The 20,213-nt window shown below is 31.2% G+C and carries 19 protein-coding genes and 1 pseudogene; 4 read left to right on the forward strand and 16 right to left on the reverse strand.

Annotation, left to right across the window (positions count from 1 at the left end):
- Positions 1–63: 63 nt before the first annotated feature.
- A complete protein-coding gene (locus tag OCV55_RS03000; RefSeq protein ID WP_147579762.1) occupies positions 64–1,635 on the reverse strand; it encodes a hypothetical protein in 1,572 nt (523 codons plus the stop codon).
- Position 1,636: 1 nt separating this feature from the next.
- Positions 1,637–3,730: an efflux RND transporter permease subunit gene (locus tag OCV55_RS03005; RefSeq protein WP_147579763.1), complete on the reverse strand. Its 2,094-nt coding sequence runs from the start codon at positions 3,728–3,730 to the stop codon at positions 1,637–1,639.
- Between the two features lie 153 nt (positions 3,731–3,883).
- On the opposite strand from OCV55_RS03005, the gene OCV55_RS03010 reads away from it, so the two are divergent.
- Positions 3,884–4,504, forward strand: coding sequence for a TetR/AcrR family transcriptional regulator (locus tag OCV55_RS03010; RefSeq protein ID WP_147579764.1), 621 nt, complete (start codon positions 3,884–3,886; stop codon positions 4,502–4,504).
- 111 nt (positions 4,505–4,615) lie between these two features.
- Here OCV55_RS03010 and OCV55_RS03015 read toward each other — a convergent pair whose 3' ends face one another.
- The gene (locus OCV55_RS03015; protein WP_147579765.1) at positions 4,616–4,873 is read right to left on the reverse strand and encodes a hypothetical protein; all 258 of its coding nucleotides are present in this window, start codon (positions 4,871–4,873) and stop codon (positions 4,616–4,618) included.
- Between the two features lie 83 nt (positions 4,874–4,956).
- On the opposite strand from OCV55_RS03015, the gene OCV55_RS03020 reads away from it, so the two are divergent.
- Positions 4,957–5,142 (forward strand): nucleotidyl transferase AbiEii/AbiGii toxin family protein, encoded by a 186-nt coding sequence (locus OCV55_RS03020; RefSeq protein ID WP_158556413.1) that lies wholly within the window; start codon positions 4,957–4,959, stop codon positions 5,140–5,142.
- 52 nt (positions 5,143–5,194) lie between these two features.
- Positions 5,195–5,461: a nucleotidyl transferase AbiEii/AbiGii toxin family protein gene (locus OCV55_RS14050; RefSeq protein WP_394802852.1), complete on the forward strand. Its 267-nt coding sequence runs from the start codon at positions 5,195–5,197 to the stop codon at positions 5,459–5,461.
- A 367-nt stretch (positions 5,462–5,828) separates the two neighbouring features.
- On the opposite strand, the gene OCV55_RS03025 is transcribed toward OCV55_RS14050, so the two are convergent.
- The 7 genes and pseudogenes from OCV55_RS03025 to OCV55_RS03060 all read right to left on the reverse strand — a co-directional run.
- The gene (locus tag OCV55_RS03025) at positions 5,829–6,014 is read right to left on the reverse strand and encodes a hypothetical protein (protein WP_048924252.1); all 186 of its coding nucleotides are present in this window, start codon (positions 6,012–6,014) and stop codon (positions 5,829–5,831) included.
- Between the two features lies 1 nt (position 6,015).
- Positions 6,016–6,309 carry an RNA polymerase sigma factor gene (locus OCV55_RS03030; RefSeq protein WP_048924251.1) on the reverse strand — a complete coding sequence of 98 codons (294 nt, stop codon included), beginning with the start codon at positions 6,307–6,309 and terminating at the stop codon, positions 6,016–6,018.
- Positions 6,310–6,668: 359 nt separating this feature from the next.
- A complete protein-coding gene (locus tag OCV55_RS03035) occupies positions 6,669–6,890 on the reverse strand; it encodes a hypothetical protein (RefSeq protein WP_117811922.1) in 222 nt (73 codons plus the stop codon).
- Between the two features lie 31 nt (positions 6,891–6,921).
- Complete coding sequence (locus tag OCV55_RS03040) at positions 6,922–10,410, reverse strand: SHIRT domain-containing protein (protein ID WP_267309785.1); 3,489 nt, start codon at positions 10,408–10,410, stop codon at positions 6,922–6,924.
- A gap of 243 nt (positions 10,411–10,653) precedes the next feature.
- A complete protein-coding gene (locus OCV55_RS03045; RefSeq protein ID WP_048924247.1) occupies positions 10,654–11,280 on the reverse strand; it encodes a recombinase family protein in 627 nt (208 codons plus the stop codon).
- Positions 11,281–11,391: 111 nt separating this feature from the next.
- Entirely contained in the window at positions 11,392–11,613 is a 222-nt protein-coding gene (locus OCV55_RS03050) for a hypothetical protein (protein ID WP_118536904.1), read from the reverse strand.
- Between the two features lie 268 nt (positions 11,614–11,881).
- Positions 11,882–13,004: pseudogene (locus OCV55_RS03060) on the reverse strand (MSCRAMM family protein); the annotation flags it as partial.
- Between the two features lie 435 nt (positions 13,005–13,439).
- Between OCV55_RS03060 and OCV55_RS03065 the strand changes: the two are divergent.
- A complete protein-coding gene (locus OCV55_RS03065) occupies positions 13,440–13,778 on the forward strand; it encodes an HAD family hydrolase (protein WP_267309797.1) in 339 nt (112 codons plus the stop codon).
- 7 nt (positions 13,779–13,785) lie between these two features.
- Here OCV55_RS03065 and dusB read toward each other — a convergent pair whose 3' ends face one another.
- The 6 genes from dusB to tilS all read right to left on the reverse strand — a co-directional run bounded on the left by dusB (position 13,786) and on the right by tilS (position 20,188).
- Complete coding sequence (gene dusB / locus OCV55_RS03070) at positions 13,786–14,763, reverse strand: tRNA dihydrouridine synthase DusB (RefSeq protein ID WP_147579767.1); 978 nt, start codon at positions 14,761–14,763, stop codon at positions 13,786–13,788.
- 141 nt (positions 14,764–14,904) lie between these two features.
- The gene (locus OCV55_RS03075) at positions 14,905–15,396 is read right to left on the reverse strand and encodes a DUF1307 domain-containing protein (RefSeq protein ID WP_032091186.1); all 492 of its coding nucleotides are present in this window, start codon (positions 15,394–15,396) and stop codon (positions 14,905–14,907) included.
- 36 nt (positions 15,397–15,432) lie between these two features.
- On the reverse strand, positions 15,433–16,302 hold the full coding sequence (gene hslO / locus OCV55_RS03080) for an Hsp33 family molecular chaperone HslO (protein WP_147579768.1): 870 nt from the start codon (positions 16,300–16,302) through the stop codon (positions 15,433–15,435).
- A gap of 135 nt (positions 16,303–16,437) precedes the next feature.
- Positions 16,438–18,387 (reverse strand): ATP-dependent zinc metalloprotease FtsH, encoded by a 1,950-nt coding sequence (gene ftsH, locus OCV55_RS03085; protein ID WP_032091185.1) that lies wholly within the window; start codon positions 18,385–18,387, stop codon positions 16,438–16,440.
- A gap of 12 nt (positions 18,388–18,399) precedes the next feature.
- Positions 18,400–18,933 (reverse strand): hypoxanthine phosphoribosyltransferase, encoded by a 534-nt coding sequence (gene hpt, locus OCV55_RS03090; protein WP_267309786.1) that lies wholly within the window; start codon positions 18,931–18,933, stop codon positions 18,400–18,402.
- 10 nt (positions 18,934–18,943) lie between these two features.
- Positions 18,944–20,188, reverse strand: coding sequence for a tRNA lysidine(34) synthetase TilS (gene tilS / locus OCV55_RS03095; RefSeq protein ID WP_267309787.1), 1,245 nt, complete (start codon positions 20,186–20,188; stop codon positions 18,944–18,946).
- Positions 20,189–20,213: the final 25 nt, after the last annotated feature.

The raw sequence follows: 20,213 nt of genomic DNA on the forward strand, positions 1-20,213 counted from the left end.
ATATTGTTTTATCTTCAAACCTTTTATCTTAATTTGTAAAAAAATAGAATTGGAAACCCAATTCTATTTCTTAGATTTTGAATCAATAATCATGATAAATTTAGTTTTAGCTTCTACACCATCTTTACTATCTGCAAATGTTTTATAATCATTAGCTAAATCAACAAGTTCTTGTGTTGTATCTACATCTTTTTTCACTGTATCATTTAAAACACTAGAAATCTTATCTAAACCTTTACTTTTAAATAAAGTTAAACCATCAACTAAAGTATCACTACCTTGAGCTAATTGATTTGATGCCGTTTTTAATTGACTACTTGCTTGTACTAAAGTATTAGATCCATCACTTAATGAAGATAATCCTTCACTTAATTGTTTAGAACCATCAACAGCACTCTTAGCTCCTTCCTTTAATTGAGCAACTCCATCTGTATAACTTTGTAATCCTTGATAGAATTTGTTATATGAATCTAATTGTGCTAAAGCTGTTTTGATTAATGGTTGATTTTCTGCTGGTAATTTTGCCATTAAACCATTTAAAACTGTTTGATAATTATCAATTGTCAATTCAATAGACATTCCTGTAGCAGCCAATTGATTATTAATTTGTGTTTGTGTTGTTGTTAATAAAGTATTAAATACTTGTTTTGCTCCACCAACTAATGTTGCACTTTGTCCATCTAAAGTAATTAATCCATTATAAAGTGTTTCGATACCTGTTGTTAATTTTTGTGATCCTACAAGAGCAGAAGCTGCACCTGTTTTTAAAGATGCTACACCTTGATCAAATTCACTGTATTTAGAAGCATATTGTTTTAAGCCTGATTGTAATGTTTTCCCACCAGCAATAATTTGATCAAATGATGAATTTAATGTATCTACACTATCATAAACATCATTTAAATCATCAAAATTAATATCTGTTTCAGATAATAATGATGGTGTTGCTACTGACATTAAACTATTTAATTTAAACTTTGTTGTATCATATTTAATTGTTACAGAATTTAATTTTTCTAAATCTTTATTATTATCATAGTTCTTTGATAATCCTGGAGCAGCAATTGCCATAATGATATTAGAAGAACCATTACTAATTACTTTACCATTTGTAACTTCAATATTAGAATTTGTTTTTGTTGGTAACATTGTTCCTGTTGTAACGACAAAAGGAACATAAAGTTCTTTACCATCAACAGTTTGTTTTTCATTATTTGTATAATAAATTTGAATTTCTACTTTACCCTTTTTACCAAGCATATCTTTTAACTTCGTTTTCTTACCATCCAATTTATAAGTTACTTTCATTGAAACAGGTAATGAATTTGTTGTTTTACCTTGGTAATAAATATCTTGTCCATCTGTTGTTTGCCATACCAAACTAGAACCATCTTGTTTAAATGTTTCTTTACCATTAACATTTTTAATATTTTTTAATGATGATTGATCATCTAATGATGTTTCATTTTGATCATTGATAAGATGTTCAGAAACAACTGTTGTTTTTTCTGAACCATTTGTTTTTAACTTACTATAAACTGTTTCTTCTTTTGAATAGGCAAAGGCAGGAACAATTGAGCTCATGACCATTGTCATTACAACTGCTGAAGAAGTGATTAATTTTGCTTTTTTCATCTTAACATTCCCCTTTTACATTATTTTTTAATTGTTTAAAACCGATAGAAGTATGAATAATAACTTTATCAAATACAAGTAAGATTGCTGGAATAACACAAATAACAATAAACATTGAAATAAGTGCTCCTCTTGACATTAAATTACATAATGATCCAATCATATTCAATTTAGAAATCATTCCTACTCCAAATGTTGCTGCAAAGAATGACATTCCAGAAACAAAGATTGAACCTGCAGAATTACTAATTGCATTATCCATTGCTTTAATCTTATCAATACCATTTTTTCTATTTTCCAAATATTTTGTTGTAAGTAAAATAGCATAATCAATTGTTGCTCCAAGTTGAATTGTTCCAATAACAATAGAGGCAACAAATGGTAAAACATCACCTGTGTAATAACTGATTGCCATATTGATAAAGATAGCAAGTTCAATGCCAGAAACTAACAATACTGGAAGTGAAACTGATTTTAAAACAAATAACATAATGATAAAAATAATTCCAATAGATGCAATACTTACATTCTTAAAGTCTTCATCTGCTATATTAACCAAATCCTTCATGCATGGACCTTCCCCTGCCATTATAGCATTTTTATCATATTTTTTGATAATATGATCAATTTTATCAATTACTTTATTTAATTTATTGGTTGCAATCTCTTCAGTAGAATTGACAAATATCATTTTATAACGATCACTTTCAAAGATACCTTTTACATCATCCGGGATCATTTCATCAGGAATTGCTAGATTTGATAACTCTGATGGTGATAAAACAAGATTAACAGATTCAACATTTTCTATTTCATTAACCATTTTATTTAAATCATTTTCTTTAATATCTTTATTTACTAAAATAACTTGTGAAGCAACTAAATCAAATTCATCACTTAATTCACTATTAGCGACACAACTTTTTAAATCTTGTGGTAAATCTTTTGTTAAATTGTAATAACTTTTAACATGTGCATTTCCATAATAAGCTGGATAAGCAATAACTAATGCAACTAATAAAATAATTTTATAATGTTTAACAACAAAATTTTTAACAACATTAAATGATGGAATAATTGGTTTATGTTTTGTCTTAAAGACAAGTTTATCAAATACTAATAAAAATGCTGGGAAAATTGTAACTGTTGAAAGAACCCCAATAAAGACACCTTTTGCCATTACAATACCAATATCTGAACCTAATGTTAATTGCATTGTACATAACGCTAAAAATCCAGCAATAGTTGTAAGTGAGCTACCTGCAATAGAAACAAGTGTATCACCAATGGCTAATGTCATGGCTTCATCATTTGTCTTCACTTTCAATTTAGCTTGTTCATATTTATGATATAAGAAAATTGAAAAGTCTGTTGTAACTCCTAATTGTAAAACAGCAGCAATTGCCTTTGTAATATATGAAATTTGACCTAAGAAAATATTAGATCCCATATTATAAAGAATTGCTAGTCCGATGTTTCCTAATAATAGAAATGGAACAACATAACTATCTAACGATGCCATTAAAACAATTAAAACTAAAATAACAGCAACAATAACATAAGTAATAATTTCACTATCAGCAACAATACTTGTATCTAAAGTAGAAGCTGACATTCCACCAATACGAACAACTTTATCACTGGTGATTTCTCTCATGTGTGTAATTGCATCAATGGCTACTGTACTATCTTTAAAAGTAACCAACATCAATTCACTATTACCTTTTTTAAATTGTTTTGTTACATCACTTGGTAACATTTCTTTAGGAATTGTTGTTCCAATCATATCGTTGGCTGATACAACTTTGACAACTCCCTCAATATCTTTATATTTTTCTTCTAAATCTAAGATATCTTTTGATGACATATTTTCGACAACACACATCGCAAAAGATCCCATATCAAAATCCTCAGCTAATATATCTTGTCCTTTCATCGTATCAATATCTTCTGGTAGATAAACAAGAATATCATAATTGATATCTGTATTGATGTATCCAAATAATGATGGAATACATAGAAGAATTGATGCAATAACAATTAGTATTCTATGTTTTACAACAAATTTACCAATTGTTTCTCCTAGCTTTTTCATAGTTCACCCTCCTAAATGACCTTTGGTCAGTTATGATAGTAGCACTAAAATGACCATCGGTCAATATATAAATGACTAAAAGTCATTTTTTTATATTTTTATTTGACTTTTCAAATTTTAGAACATAAAATATTTCTAAAAGGATGTGTTAAAATGGCAATTCAAGATATAAAATCAAAGATAAATGATAATAAACAAGAAAAAGAACGTAAGCTTTTAAATACCGCTTTACATTTATTTACTGAAAAAGGAATTAAAAAAACATCTATTCAAGATATTGTTCATGAAGCAGGAATTGCTAAAGGAACTTTTTATTTGTATTTTAAAGATAAATATGAACTTCAAGATGTTTTACTTGCAAAGACTTCTCATGAATTCTTTGCGAATGCTTGTAAAAAAGCCAATCAACATCACTTTGATCGTTTAGATGATAAAATTGTTTTTATTATAGATTCTATTATTAATGAATTAATTGATCGTCCTAACATTCTTAAGTTTATTCAAAAGAACTTGTCTTTAGGACTTTATAGTGAAAAGTTAACTGATTTATTAGATAGTGAAGAATTAGGAATTAAGGAATTATTTATAAGAGAAGTAAAAGAAAAGGATATTCCTTTAGAATATCCTGAAATGACTTTATTTATGATTATTGAACTTGTCAGTTCAACTGTTTTTACTTCAATTGTTGAAAAACAACCACTTCCTATTGTAGAATTTAAACCACATCTTTATAAAACAATTCGTTTATTAATTAACGAAAAAGTGGAAAAGTAATTTTCCATTTTTTTATTTTCCCTCTATTTGTTCATAAAAAGCTCTAGTTTCCCTACTAAAATGTAGTTGCTTTTTTCCATACAAGTGCATATAATTCACTTAAATTAGGTTCTAAATATTTAAATCATCTAAAGTTTGTGTTAGATGATTGTCAGTTGCAAGTAAGTATCCTAAATTATTTCTTATCAGTTCAATATCTGAACCATTGATTACATTATAAGTTGCTTGAATTTTTAAATTTTTTAAATCAACTTGTGTGCAATGAGCTAACCTTTCTTGAAGGTCAAAACATTCATGTAAAATTAAAGGCATGGTTTTTAATTCTTTAGAAGTAATTGTTTCTAACTGAGAAAAAGGACCTTCTATCACTGAAAGACCTGAATATATCAGCTCTAGAAAGGAGTTTGGTCATTGGGAGGGAGATTTGGTTACTGGTCCTAGAGATGGACAAAATGGTGCTTATCTTATTTAGTAATCTTGCTTTAAAAGGTGGAACAGCTATTAACTTAACTATTTTTGATTTACCTCGTTTATCAGTAGACATTGACCTAGATTTCACCAATCATGTTACTAAAGATGAGATGCTCATCATAAGGCAAAAAATAACCAATCTACTTAAAAATTATTTAAAAAAATGATTATATTTTAGAAAAAGAATCTCGATATCATTATGCTTTAGATAGCTTTAAAATCTATTATATAAACGCAGGAAATAATAAGGATTCTATTAAAATAGAAATCAATTATATCTTCCGTAATCATATCTATGATCTTATTGTTGTAGAAAGTAAAGATTATGGATTGGTTAAAAATGTTTTAATAAGAACTTTGCATCCCTATGCAATTTACGGAAGTAAATTTATTGCCTTAATGACACGTGCAACTCCACGTGATTTATATGATATTCTTTATATGATTAATTCTCATATTTTCTTGAACACGATATTCAAGAAATAAAAAAATGTGCTGTATTTTATAGAGCAATAAGCAATAAATATGAAAGCTATGATTTTAATTTAAATCATCTTGATTCTATTAATCAAAATCACATTAAAAGATTTCTATTACCTGTTATTAATTCAAAAGATTTTTTCTCATTATCTTTAACAAAAAAACAAGTGCTTGATTTCTTTAACAAGCACTTCATGTTATCTTCTAACGAGGTTGATTTTTTAAAACAATAAATATGGATGGATTATTAATTGATAGTGAAATGATTTCTTATAAATGTTATCGTGATTTTTTAAATGATTATGGTTTAGTAAACTAAACACTTTTAAATCATTTTGGCTAAAATAAACTTTGTTAGGAAATGACATGGAACTTAGATATTCCATGTCATTTCTATATTTCCATTGGCAATCTTGATAACTTTGCCAAATGCGTCAAGCACTTTCTGTTTATCTTCAAAGTCATAGAATTTCAGCAATTTATCCATAGACTTCTCGCTACCATCACATGCAGCGGAAATAGTTCGATAGGCAGGGCATTTATCAACACTCTTTACCATGTCATTCTTCCTCCTGTAATAGTTCTCGCATTAACTGCAACGCAGATTGTCTACGCTTATAAATTCCGTTCCTTGTTGCGTCCATCAATTCTGCAATCGCCTGATCCGAAAGTTCTTCAAAATAGGACAGCAGAAGTACATTACGTTTGATTTCCGGCAATTCGCAAAAGAGAACTTCACGTCTGGAACGACGATCTAACTCTTTTTCATAATTCTTCACAGTACAATCAATCACGCGTTTAACCAATGTATCAAACTGCAATCGGATTGCCGTTTCAAAAGAAGTAGGTTTCATATCTTCACCCCCCTCTCTACATATAGCGAAAATCGGTATCTCCCTCTTTCCGCACCAACACTCAACAGCGAGACGTGATTTGAATACAAATTTTGAAAAAAAGTTGAAAAAATTTTTTCAAATACGAAAAAAGCCAATAAAACATATTTGTTTTACTGTACTTCTTCTTTTTGTACATGGGAAAACCACTATCTGATTCTACATCAGAAACAAGAAAATTATTTTTTCTCGTTAGGGGTAGGTTCTCTCATAGCCTTTCATTCCTTTGTCTTTTGAAAAAGGGTAGCGTCTATGTTTAGGCAACTACCCTCATAAACTAGAAATAATTTTTTAGTTTCTACACCATTTGCAATATAGCATTACAGATGTAAAGTATCATTATTTTGTTTTTCATATAAAGATTTCAAAATAGAACTATCGCCAAATACATACTCACAAAGTTCACAGATTTGTTTTTCTGAATACTCTTCCAATGAAATTTTCAGCAGTTTCTTTTCTACTTGATCTTTATAAAGTGATAAATCCGAAATATACTCGCAACCTATTTCAGTACTCATATCTTCAAAAATATCCTGTTTCATAAATCAATTCTCCTCAAATTACTTATAAGATTTATTGATTTGTTCTTCTTTTTTTTCGATATACACCGATAGCACCAATTCCTGATACAAGTAACAATAATGTCCAAAGTGTCATATTTGTTTTATCGCCTGTTTCAACGCTTCCACTATTATTAGGTTTATCTGTATCTGGTTGCGTCGGTTTATCTGGTTCACTTGGAGCTACTGGTTTATCTTTTGCTTTTACTGTAACTTTGATTGTTTTAACAGATGAAGCTCCTTTACTATCTGTTACTTTATATGTAACTTCATATACTCCAGCTTTACTTGTATCCACTTCATTCTTCAGGATTTCAATTTCTTCTGTTAAATTTCCATCTTCCTTATCTGTTGCAGTTACATCTTTGAATGGGTCGAACACATCTCCAACTGTTAATGTCTTATCACTTGCATTGATTATTGGAATTCGGTTAATATCACTCATATTTCTCTTAAATTCCCATGTACCTACAAACTCTACATTATCTGTTACATTATCATGCTTAGCAGGTGTCCAACCTTTGAATGACCATATACCATCTGATACTTTTACATCGGCAAATGTTTCTATTGATGGTTGCACTGTTTTTCCATGCTCAACACTTCCTGTTTCTGGTAGCTGGTCTGTAATTTCTTTTGGAAGCTCTTTATCTTTGGTTGTAGATTCAAAGCGGTAATCTACGACATACTGATTTACCTTGAATTCCCATGTGCCAGTAAATGAAACATTTCTGTTTTTATCTGCATTATCTGCATTAGCCACTTTACTATCAGCGTCATATCCTTTAAATGTCCATACGCCATCACTTACTTTAATTTCTGTTTCATCTGGTTGAATCGCAGTAATGGTTGCACCCTCTACATATTTAGAAGGATCTATTGGTAATAAATCTGTCACTTCTTGTGGAAGGCTTTTTCCTTTTGTTCCACCCACAAATTCATATAACACACGATATGTGTCTTTTTTTGCAACCTGCCACATATCATAATCAGCTTTATTTTGTGTATTTGCGTCCGCAAGTTTCTTAAAGTATAAGCCCTCTGTTTCTGCATTCTTATTTACCAATTCAAAAGTATCTTTGCTTACTTTCAGTGCATTGATATAATTTTGCCCAACGATTGGTTTTCCCTCTTTAGAAGTATCTGTCTTATCTACAAGTGTTACTGCTGTTTTTCCTGTAGCTGTACCTAAAATTTCTAAAGGTATCTTTTCGTCAGGATAATTTTCTTTATCTACAAATGCTAATAAATTTAATTTGTTTGAAGTTGCCTTATAGCCTCCACCAATCATAGTTGGTACAAATACATTCCATGTGCTATTTGTAATTACAGCATTACCATAGATTTTATCGACATAATTGCACTGATTAAATGTATATGTATCGTCAATGCTTGTCACAACTGTTTTATCATAAGCACTGTTATCTTTATAACCATATCCAAATGCTGCATAATCGTTCATTACAATCTCAGAGTTATTTGTATTTGTTGCAGTTGTGACATAAAGATAACCATTAGCAATCCAAGTACCATGATCCATAGTCAAAGCACCTTTGGAATATGCTTGCTTATTGGTTGTTAATTTTGCATTTGTATTGATATTTATATCATAAATATTAAAAGCATTCTTTTTTTTATTTCCTAAAGTCACATCTGAATCATTAGTAACATTCATCTCTGTAAAATATCCTACGATTGGAATAGAAGTTTGAGCCTTATCAAAGTTAAGAACTGATCTTTCTTTTGTATCTGTATTATTTACTCCCCAAACGCCGGCTTCATCATCTGTAAACACTGGACTTCCTGTGATATTGATTTCCATGTTACCATTAACAGTACCGCCATATCCATAGATTCCCGATAAAGAGCCACCATCTAAATTTACTGTTACATCCTTTCTGGCTGTTGCATAAACAGGGATAATGCCACTTTGATAATTATAACTATTTCTCAAATCAATATCAGTAGCATTGATAATAATATCTCCATTAACGATTGAACCTGTTGTTGCAGAATCATCAACACCAATAATATCTTCTAAATGTGACCCATTGGCATTGATTGTGACATTCCCACCAACTATTGCAGATTCTGCACCTACAATTCCCGGTGGATCACTTTCTGGAGTTCCATCTTTATCCCAACCCCAAACATTTTCATATGTATCAACTGTTACATTTCCGCCAACTTGGAACAGGTTACCTGTTAAATTTATTTTTTCTCCGGCACCAATAATGTCCCAATTTGCACCAATACGAACGATACGGTCTGTACCTGCATATGCAGAATCTCCTGCAATAATATGTATATCTCCATCAACGATAGATTGCGTTGGATCTTCTCGCATTCCTTCAATTCCAGTAGCATAACCAGCTTTCACTTGTACAGTTACATTTCCCTTAACATGAGAGTTATATGCTCCAACGATATTCTGCGGTCTTGTATTAGTAGCTGGTCCATCAAGAATCAATGTTACATTTCCACCTACATAAAGCGGTGTACCACTTGGTCTATCTCCACCATAAGCTGTTGCTTTGTTTGTACCTATCAGATAATTGCCACCTTCGTTGTTTCCATAGCTAATATTACCTACAAGTTCTACATAAATATCTCCGTCTACAGATCCTTTATAACTACCACCAACAACTACATTTTCCATATCGGAAGTATTTATTTTTCCTGTTCCGTTTATTTTTACATAAACGCTTGATACGGTCTTTGAATTTCCACCACCATAAAGAGTACCAGAAATCGTAAACTCACAATTCTCAGTAAAAATGGTTCTATATCCACTACAATACAATGTTCCAGCGGTTACCTTTACATTATCTAATGTAATATCACCTACTAATTCACTTCCAAGAGTAAGTGCGTGTTTTTGTCCGTCTGTACTTTTCACAGTAATGGATTTATTAACAACACCAACAAATTTCACATCATTTCCAATATCAGCATTTAACACAATCGTTGCTTCTGTTTCTTGACTTTTTCCAATCTGCTCCAATACCCTCGTCAATTCATCCGCACTGGAAACCTTATAAGTATTTCCCTCAGCTTGCAGCATATTAGAAGTTGTTTCAACATCAGTAAGATTTTCCTTTTCTTCTGTTGGAATTTCCTCTTCTGTTTTCTTTTCCAATAATTCAGTTACTTCAACTTGTATCATTTCTTCCTGTTCTATACCATCTTTGAAATAATCTACTACAAATTCATATTTTCCATTTTCAGAAACAGTATAAGCAATAACAGCAAAATTTTCTGTTTTCTCTGTGCCGTCTGGCAATGTTACTTTCTCCAACTGAATAGTTTCTGTCTCTGTAAATTCCAAAGAAATAGCCGATTCAGTTTTATCTTTATTTATTTCTTGCAAGACTTCATATTGAAGCAAAGAAGTTTGAAGTGGCAAATCGGTTGTTTCTTCTGCAAATACAGTCTGCGATACCAATCCCAGTATCATAACCAATGTAAGAAACCATGCAGTTGCTCTCTTGGTTAGGTTCATTCTTATTCCCTCCTATCTATCTTTTGAACCAAATGTATGTTAAGAGATACATGAAATGGTAAGAAAAGCAGACTTTTATTGCCACAGAAAGTAGACTTTTGTTACCAGTAGTGATAAAATCTAAAATTGAGATAATATGAAATGTTTTTGCATTTTACCGCTTAAAATATAAAGAAAAACAGAAGTTTTATACCTATTCCATTTAGAAAAACTTCTTATTTTAATGGAATAAAATGTCTGCTTTTAATTACATGAACTACCGTTATTTTCAATACTTTTTTCATATTTTTTTATCCAGTTAGAAAAAGTATTATGATTAGTATGTAACATCAATGCACCTTTTCGTTTACTGATTTTATTTTCTTTCCATAATCGATAGATTTCTTCAAATTCTTTTGGAATAGGCATAGGTGGTCGCCCTAGCCGTATTCCTTTTTCTTTGGCAATCCGTATCCCCTCAGCCTGTCGTTGTTTAGTGTTTTCTCGTTCTACTTGTGCCACATAAGATAATATTTGTAAAACCAAATCAGCAATAAATTTCCCTGTAATCCCATTTACTCGATTCCTAGTATCTAAAAGTGGAAAATCTAATACAATAATATTAATGTTGATCTTTTTGGTAAGATAACGCCATTGTTCTTGTATCTCATCATAATCTCGTCCTAAACGATCTATTGATTTAATATAAAGTTCATCACCCGATTGTAATCGCTTTATTAACATCTGATATTGTTCGCGATGAAAATCTTTACCTGATTGTTTATCAATATACATATCGTTCTCTAAAATCCCAATATTCTGCATTGCCGTTACCTGTCTTGCAATATTTTGGTCTTTACTTGAAACGCGAATATAAGCGTATTTTTTCATTATAATCCCTCCTGATTATTTTGTTATAAGAGAAATTATAAATTTCATGGAAGATAAAATTTCAAAATATCATAATATGAAAAGCGTACATCTCATCAAAGAAATGTACGCCTATATCTTTTTAACCTCTTTTTTGCTACCTTTGCACAGACTTGAAAATACTGCTCTACACTTGACGTTTTCTTTCCAAATATACCATAGAACCAATCCCTTGTTTTTAGGCCTAGTTTTCATATCTTCAATGCGAGCCTGCATATAGGTTCTGTATTCTTTGACAGACATTCCGTTTTGCTTGACATACATCTTTACGAAATTGATTTTTCTTTCAAACATCAGAGTTCACTCCTTTGCGTTTTTGATATCCTCATTATATCGGGCAACATTTTATTCGTCAGCGTTTTTAAGACAGGAAAAGAGAAAAAGGCAGACCACACCCTCACGATACAGCCTACCGATGAAATATTTAAAATAAAAGTATGGAAAACTTATCCTATGATCTTCCAATTACTATCCTTATGAAGTAGCAATACATACTGTGAAATCTGTTCTGCTTTTGTCAGGTTATCCAAGTATTTCACAGATACGTTCACTTTGATGCGCCGCCGGATACTTTGTATGTATCTGATAATTTCGTTATATAATGGATTGTACCGTCACTTTCTTTTTCAGCGATTGTCTTTGTTGTCCAAGTGCGTGTTGGCTCTGATGGAAGATTATCTTTTGTATAGAAACCATCATAATATTTCCACTCGAACTCTGCACCTGCTAGAGAAGCGTTCCCTTGCGGATTGTCTTTCTGTGTTTCCATATCAATCTTGAAAAGCTCAATCAAAGTGTCCGTTACTTTTGGTGTATCTGATACTGTCTTTCCAGCTTCAACCTTTAAGGAATTATACAGTTTTATCCACTTTATATCCTGCTGGTGCAGAAAGTTCCTTAATATAGACAGTTCCAGCTTTTACCTCGACAACATCTGTATTTCCGTTTTCATCAGTTGTAAGGGTGGCAAGTTGTTTTTGGTACTCTTTATCAGCAAAGACACCATAAGTCGCACCGATAATAGAATAGTTGGCGTTGCCATTGGTAATACCTGTATTACTTGAAACCTTTTGAAGTTTTGCATTTCCAACATTCAACTTCGCCCAAAACTGTCCACGTTCCTGACCCTCGCCGGAATAAATATATCCGCCACATTCATAGCGTCCTTTATTTTCTTTCACAAAGGTTTTTGCGCCTGCAAACACTTCCTCTTGTGTAGCCTTTGGAATTTCACTATATGTCGCACGCACGTTGTCGCACTGCCAACCCAAATGCACACTCAATTTCTGCCAAGCAACAACTTGTTCTAATAGATAGACTTGTTTGTAATTTAATTCCTGATGTGTTTTAGCATACTGTTTCACATATTCAATAGATAAAGCCACATCAGAAATTTGGTCTGCACTCATACGCGTACTTGCGTCTGCTCGTATCTTGTAGCCATTTTTGAAAGCCGTGTTGATGTCGATACAATAAGCAGTTTCTCCCTCGACTTTCATATAGCCCTCATTAAATGTTGCTTTGATAGAACCGTCATTCATTACCTGTTCTATAAAGCCGACACGCTCGGCACTTTCAGTCCAGTATTGTTTTTCTGCTGCATGAGTCGTTATTGCCGGCAAGATAGTGATTACCGTTGCCAATGCGAGAAAGCCCGTACAAACTCGTTTTAATATGTTCTTCATTCTTAAATGCTCTTTTCATTTTGGGTAAAAAAATAAACGCTCAATTTTGAATGTCTGAATAAGAAAAGGAACGCTTTTTTGTGGGCGTTCCTCATTCGTTGGTACTTTTCTATACATACCTTTCTTTATATTTTTTAGGGTACTTGCTGAAACAGCGTAGTTGTGGACTTTTCTTTGTCTAGTGAATTGATTTTAAAGTGTTCATATCGCTTTTGCATTTACTTTAAAAGAATACATAAAAGATTTCCCGGGAAAACAATTAATCACATCACTTAACTTTATTAAAGAACAATATCATCTTGATTATGATATCGATAAAGCTATTGATGTATTTCACGAATATGAAAGTGAATATATAAAAAATGAAGGTGTTGATTTAAAACTGGAGCCAAAGAACTCCTTAAACATTTAAAATAACATCACTTTAAAACAATCATTGCGACATCAAGTCATGAAAAACGTGCCCAAAGTTTATTAGAAAAACATCAAATTAAGCAATATATGGATGATATCATTTATGGATTTGAAGTTGAGCATGGAAAACCGGCATCTGATATCTTTTTAAAAACCTGTGAAAAACTCGATGTTTTCCCTGAAGAAGCGCTCGTATTAGAGGATAGTGAAGCAGGTATTGATAGTGCTTATCAAGCACATATTCCCGTTATTTGCATTCCTGATTTAAAAAATCCTGATGATTTACATCAAAAAAGATGTACAACTCTTTTAAAATCGTTGGATGAAGTTATTGAATATATTATAAAAAGCAACGCTTAGTTGCTTTTTATAGTGTATCTAAAAATTGTTCATAATCTTTAAGAATCTTTTCTAATTCTTCATATGTATTGACTTTTGAAAGTTCATTTTTAACAGCTGAAGAATTTTTTAATCCTTTAATATACCATGGTGCATGTCCTCTCATTTGTGACATCGCAATACGTTCAGGTTCAATAGACATTAATCTTTTAGCATGAGTTAAACACCAGTCTATTTTTTCTTTATACGTTGGTTCAGGAATATCTGTTTCATGTTCTAAACTTTCGACAACTTGCTTAATAAGCCATGGATTTCCAAGCGCTGCACGTCCAATCATGATGGCATCACATCCTGTTTCTTCAAGCATTCTTCTCGCATCTTCTACACTTCGAATATCCCCATTACCAATAACAGGAATAGAAACTGCTTCTTTAACAGCTTTAATGATCGACCAATCAGCTTTTCCTTCATACATTTGTGAACGTGTTCTTCCATGAACAGCAATTGCACTTGCTCCTGCTTTTTCAATAAGTTTTGCAACTTCTACCGCATTAATATGTTCTTTATCAAAACCACTTCTAATTTTAACAGTTACTGGTTTACTTACGTTTTTGACAATATTACTGACAATATCATAAATTAATTGAGGATTTTGAAGAAGTTTACTTCCCGCATTTGCCTTTAAAACCTTATTAACAGGACATCCACAGTTTATATCAATAATGTCACAATTAGAATGTTGATCAATAAATTTTGCCGCTTGTACCATACTTTCTACTTCACCACCAAATAATTGAATACTTACAGGATGTTCTCCTTCATCTACTTGTAACATTTCAATTGTTTTTTGGTTTCCATAACAAATTGCTTTATCACTGACCATTTCAGAATAAACAAGACCTGCCCCAAATTCTTTCACAATTTTACGGAAAGCCATATTAGTAATACCAGCCATTGGTGCCATAATTACGGGATTTTTGATTTCTATATCTCTAATTTTCAAAATTTAATTCCTCCTGTATATAATTTAAACAATTGTACATAATATAAACAGATAACTTATATATTCCCTCTATTTTCCTCCCCTAAATAGATATAAGTTATCTTAATAAGAGTTGATTTCCTAGAAAAATAAAGGCATGAGCCTTTATTTTTCTTTACACGTTAAACCAGCATTTTCTTGATTTTTTAATGTATCTTGTAAAGAGATATACTCTATATCCTTATAACTTCCATTAGTACTTACAAGTCCTGCTTCTACTAAATCCTTCATATAATCACTATCGTATTGAATATCAACTGTATAAATTACTTTATTTCCTTTAACTTTTAAAGAAGCTTTAACACCATTTATATCTTTATAAAACTTATTACTATTTTTTATATAATCTTTGTAGTAAGAAATAGGATACATATCTGAAACATAATCACTGTAATCATATGTAACTTGTGTTTTTGTTTCTTTAACTTTTTCATCACTAGAAATGACTTCCACTTCTTCCGTTGTAATCATATCTAGTTTTCCTTTACAAATCGTTGTTTTCGTTAAATGACTTGTTAGATAGAAAACAAGTCCACCTACTAAGATAATAAGTATAATTCCTATTACTAAAGCTATTAATTTCTTCTTGTTTTCCATTTTTTCTCCTTTAAAAAATCACATTTTTCAATGTGATTATAAACGATTTATTAAATTTTGCAATTCTTCTTCACTAAATTGATATTTTGTATTACAGAATTGACATGTAATTTCACAACCATGATCTTCATCAATCATACTTTGAAGTTCTTGTTTTCCAATAGTTGATAAAGCATTGATCATCTTTTCTCTTGAACAATCACAAGTAAAGAATAAATCTTGTCGATCTGTAATTTCAACATTATCAAAAATCATTTTTAAGATTTCTTCTGGTGTTTTTCCTTCATGAATCAATGAAGAAACAGCAGGGAAATCTTTTATTTTTTCTTCAATATAAGAAATATCTTCTTCAGTAGCTTCTGGTAATAATTGAATAATAAAACCACCTGAAGATAAGATTTCATTTGTTTCATCAACTAAAACACCTACAGAAACAACTGATGGAGTTTGTTCACTTGCCATGAAATAATAAGAAAAATCATCACCAATTTCACCTGTTTGAAGTGGTACTGTTCCACAGAAGGGTTCTTTTAACCCCATATCTCTAATCACTTGTAACGTTCCTTGTGTTCCAACAGCCACACCTACTGCTAAATGTCCAGTATCATTATAAGTATAATGAACATGTGGATCACCTACAAAACCTTTAATATGTCCATCACCACGCGTAACAGCCATCATCGTACCAATTGGTCCTCCACCATTAATTGTGACAGTCATTTTTTCATTATTTTTATTCATTGCAGCCATCATAAGAGTAGCTGACATCATTCTTCCAAGAGCAGCAGATGCTGTTGGCCATAAATCATGTTCTTGTCTTGCTTTTTCTAATAAATTCGTTGTTTGGCAGGCAAACACACGACAATTTTTACTATTGACTAATCCTCTTACTAAATAATCTTTCATTTTTCTTTTCTATAAAAAGAACACGGAAGAAAATATCGGAATAATCATGCTTAAAGCGATTAAGATGATTACAATTCTCTTTGTTCGTGTACTCATATTTATCCCCTTTCTAAATGAAAAAAAGCGAAATTCGCTTTATTTCATTTCATCTAATAAATCATCTTGATCATCAATTGATGGTTTTTCTTCTTTAACTTCTTGAACAGGTTCTTCAGTTAAAGTTCCATCATGATGTTCTAACATTTTACCTGTATTGTATAAAGATTCAATATCTTCACCAGATAATGTTTCATGTTCAAGTAATGCTTCTGCAATACAAATAAGTTTTTCTTTATTTTGTTCAATAATATTTGTTGCTTCTTGATAACAAGCATCAATAATTTTACGTACTTGAACATCAATTTCATAAGCAATTTGTCCTGAATGTGTATTACTTCTTTGTGTATAATCTCTACCTAAGAAAACTTGTCCATTTTCAGAATCATATTGAATAGGTCCAAGTTCAGACATACCTAATTCAGTAACCATCATTCTCGCAATTCGAGTTGCTTGTTCAATATCGTTGTGTGCTCCTGAACTTACATCTCCAAAGAAGACTTCTTCAGCCACACGTCCACCCATATATCCTGAAATAGTTGCTTTTAATTGACTCTTAGTTTGGAAATATGTTTCTTCTTTAGGTGTCATTAAGTTATAACCACCTGCTTGTCCACGAGGAACAATTGTAACTTTTTGTACTTTATTGGCATCTTCTAAAGTTAAACCTATTAAAGCATGTCCTGCTTCATGGTAAGCCACTAAGCGTCTTTCTCTTTCCGTATATTTACGTGATTTCTTAGCAGGTCCACCCATAACACGGTCCACCGCTTCGTCAATATCAGCCATTGTAATTAAATCATGATTTTGTCTTACAGCAAGTAAGGCAGCTTCATTTAAAACGTTTGAAAGTTCAGCCCCAGAGAACCCTGGTGTACGTTGAGCGATGTTATCAAAATTAACATCTGGTGTAAAACGTTTATTTCTTGCATGAACTTTTAAGATTTGACTACGTGCACGTTTATCTGGATTAGCTACTTGGATTTGTCTATCGAAACGACCTGGTCTAAGTAAAGCTGGATCTAAGACATCTGCACGGTTTGTAGCTGCTAAAACGATAATTCCTTCATTTCCAGAGAAACCATCCATTTCAACTAATAATTGGTTAAGTGTTTGTTCACGTTCATCGTGTCCTCCACCCATACCAGTACCTCTTTGACGACCAACTGCATCAATTTCGTCAATGAAGATAATACATGGTGCTGTTTGTTTTGCTTTTTTGAACATGTCTCTTACACGTCCAGCCCCAACACCAACGAACATTTCTACGAATTCAGAACCTGAAATTGAGTAGAATGGAACGTTTGCTTCACCTGCTACCGCTCTAGCAAGTAATGTTTTCCCTGTCCCTGGTGGACCTACAAGTAAAACACCACGTGGGATCTTAGCACCCATATCAGCAAATTTTTTTGGTGTTTTTAAGAAGTCAACTAATTCTCTAACTTCTTCTTTTTCTTCATCCATTCCAGCAACATCACTAAAATGTGTTTTAGAATTTTTTTCTAGTTTAGCTCTTGAATTACCAAATTCAAAGGCTTTATTATTACCACCAGCAGTATTTGACATCATCTTCAAGAAGAAGAACATTCCTCCAAATAAGATCAAGTATGGTAATAAGCTTACAATGAAGTTCAATAATTGATTTCTTTCAGCATCATTGACAACATTGATTTTTGTACCATTTTCATCTAACAAGCTAATTAAAGAATCTAATTCTGTTTCTGTTCTTGGAATAACAACAGAGAATTTAGTATCTTCTTTTTTACCATTGCTTGCTTTTTTAGAATATGTTCCACTCACATCAATGACTAATGATTTAGGAACGATTTCTACATCTTTTACTTTTTCTTTTTGAACTATCTCTATAAACTTATCATATCTAATTTCTGACGATTCACTTTGATTAAAGAAAGGAATTGCCACAGAAATAACCATCAGTACAATAAGCCATGGTAGGATAGACTTCAACAATCCTTTTTTATTTCCCATAAAATCTCCTAACTATTTTTTATAACAATCTTCTTTTAAAACACCTATATAAGGTAATTGACGATAACGTTCATTAAAATCAAGACCATATCCTACAACAAAGGCATTAGGAATTTTAAATCCTGAATAATCAGCTTTCATATCAAAAACACGACCTTCTTCTTTATCTAATAAAGTCACGATTTTAACACTCTTAGCATGTCTTTTTTCTAACATTTCTTTAACGTTATATAAAGTCTTTCCAGTATCTAAAATATCTTCTACGATTAAAACATTCTTACCACGAATATCTTCTTTAATATCTTGTCTAACAACTAATGTTTTAGATTCAACACCACTATAACTACTTACTGACATAAAGTCGAACTTAACATCACTTTTTAAATGTTTAGCAAGTTCTGCCATAAATGGAACTGAACCTTTTAATAAACCAACTAATAAAATTTCTTGACCAGCATAATCTTGATCAATTTGTTTTGCTAATTCATCACATTTAGCCTTAATTTCTTCTTCTGTATATAATATTTCTTTTATATCCTTGTGCATACCTTACACCTCACTTACATGTGTCATATTTTATCACAAAAACATTTGGTTTTGTATATAAATACTTGATATTTTTGGCGATATGTGGGATCAAAATGATCTCACCATGGCAATTTTCAACGATTGGCCATATTTTACGCTCATCTCTAGGAATTTTACGATCTATAAATAGCCTAGAGACCTTTTTTGTTCCTCCAGATGTTTTGATTGTATCACCATTTTTAAAACATCTGATAACTATTGGAAAGTCTTCTTTTGAAAGAAAAACACCATCGTGAAGATGTCCTTGATCTGTTAAAAAATAATGTAATTGTTGATCTTTATAAAAAGATTCATACTTTACATAATAAGTATCGTCAATTTCTTTTTTTCTAACGGCTATATTATTATACTTTTTTATGAACACAAAATTAACAGGTAATGATATTTCGATATTTGGTTTTTGTGAATGGGTTTGTTTAATAATTTCTTGTACTAAGTTTTCTGTTATAAGTGGTGGATAGATATCTTTTTTTAACATATAATAAATGATTTGATCTAATGATTCTGTTGGTAACTTATCTAAATACAAGAAATGATTTTGATCATATTCTTGATAAATTTGTTGGAGATTAGCTTGTTGTTTTTTGTATTGTTTATTATGTTTACTTGCCTTTTCTAATAATTCTTGTTCACTATATTTTTTTAAATCGATATGTCTTACATGATTACGTGTATAACGTGTATCATAGTTTGTATAGTCTTCATGATATTCAAGATGATTTTTAGTACAATAATCTATAAGTTGTTGTTTTTTTAACTTTAATAGGGGTCTTACAACATGCATATTTTTAACATAAGATTGTTCTTTTATACCCAAATATCCCTTTGTATTATGTCTTTGTAATTGCATCACGATCGTTTCTAAATGATCATTTAAATGATGCCCTAAAATAATCGTATCAATTCCATTTAAATCACCTATTTCTTTATAAAAAGCATATCTTTTTTCTCTTGCTAACATTTCAAAATTGCCTTTTTGATATTCTTTTTTATCTCCTTGTCTTACATAAAAAGGAAGATGATGATTTTGACAATAACTACGTACGAGATTTTCATCAAGATCACTATCTTCTCTAAAATGATAATTATAATGTACAACAATGACATTGTATGCTTTTTTAACCAACATATCTAATAAAGCCATCGAATCGACGCCACCTGATACTCCTACAAGATATTTTCTATTTTTATCTAACAAACTTTCATCTAACATAATCTCACCGCTTGTATTATAGCAT

This window comes from [Clostridium] ammoniilyticum (genome assembly GCF_025566905.1).
GTDB classification, from domain to species: Bacteria; Bacillota_I; Bacilli_A; order Erysipelotrichales; family Coprobacillaceae; genus Faecalibacillus; species Faecalibacillus intestinalis.

Coding starts and splice junctions, on each gene's coding strand:
- OCV55_RS03035 (WP_117811922.1), bottom strand. CDS start 6,890: ATGAAACAGGATATTTTTGAAGATATGAGTACTGAAATAGGTTGCGAG.
- OCV55_RS03075 (WP_032091186.1), bottom strand. CDS start 15,396: ATGGAAAACAAGAAGAAATTAATAGCTTTAGTAATAGGAATTATACTT.
- OCV55_RS03020 (WP_158556413.1), top strand. CDS start 4,957: ATGGTGCTTATCTTATTTAGTAATCTTGCTTTAAAAGGTGGAACAGCT.
- OCV55_RS03000 (WP_147579762.1), bottom strand. CDS start 1,635: ATGAAAAAAGCAAAATTAATCACTTCTTCAGCAGTTGTAATGACAATG.
- hpt (WP_267309786.1), bottom strand. CDS start 18,933: ATGCACAAGGATATAAAAGAAATATTATATACAGAAGAAGAAATTAAG.
- OCV55_RS03030 (WP_048924251.1), bottom strand. CDS start 6,309: ATGAAACCTACTTCTTTTGAAACGGCAATCCGATTGCAGTTTGATACA.
- OCV55_RS03045 (WP_048924247.1), bottom strand. CDS start 11,280: ATGAAAAAATACGCTTATATTCGCGTTTCAAGTAAAGACCAAAATATT.
- ftsH (WP_032091185.1), bottom strand. CDS start 18,387: ATGGGAAATAAAAAAGGATTGTTGAAGTCTATCCTACCATGGCTTATT.
- OCV55_RS03040 (WP_267309785.1), bottom strand. CDS start 10,410: ATGAACCTAACCAAGAGAGCAACTGCATGGTTTCTTACATTGGTTATG.
- OCV55_RS03050 (WP_118536904.1), bottom strand. CDS start 11,613: ATGTTTGAAAGAAAAATCAATTTCGTAAAGATGTATGTCAAGCAAAAC.
- tilS (WP_267309787.1), bottom strand. CDS start 20,188: ATGTTAGATGAAAGTTTGTTAGATAAAAATAGAAAATATCTTGTAGGA.
- OCV55_RS03005 (WP_147579763.1), bottom strand. CDS start 3,730: ATGAAAAAGCTAGGAGAAACAATTGGTAAATTTGTTGTAAAACATAGA.
- OCV55_RS03025 (WP_048924252.1), bottom strand. CDS start 6,014: ATGGTAAAGAGTGTTGATAAATGCCCTGCCTATCGAACTATTTCCGCT.
- OCV55_RS03010 (WP_147579764.1), top strand. CDS start 3,884: ATGGCAATTCAAGATATAAAATCAAAGATAAATGATAATAAACAAGAA.
- hslO (WP_147579768.1), bottom strand. CDS start 16,302: ATGAAAGATTATTTAGTAAGAGGATTAGTCAATAGTAAAAATTGTCGT.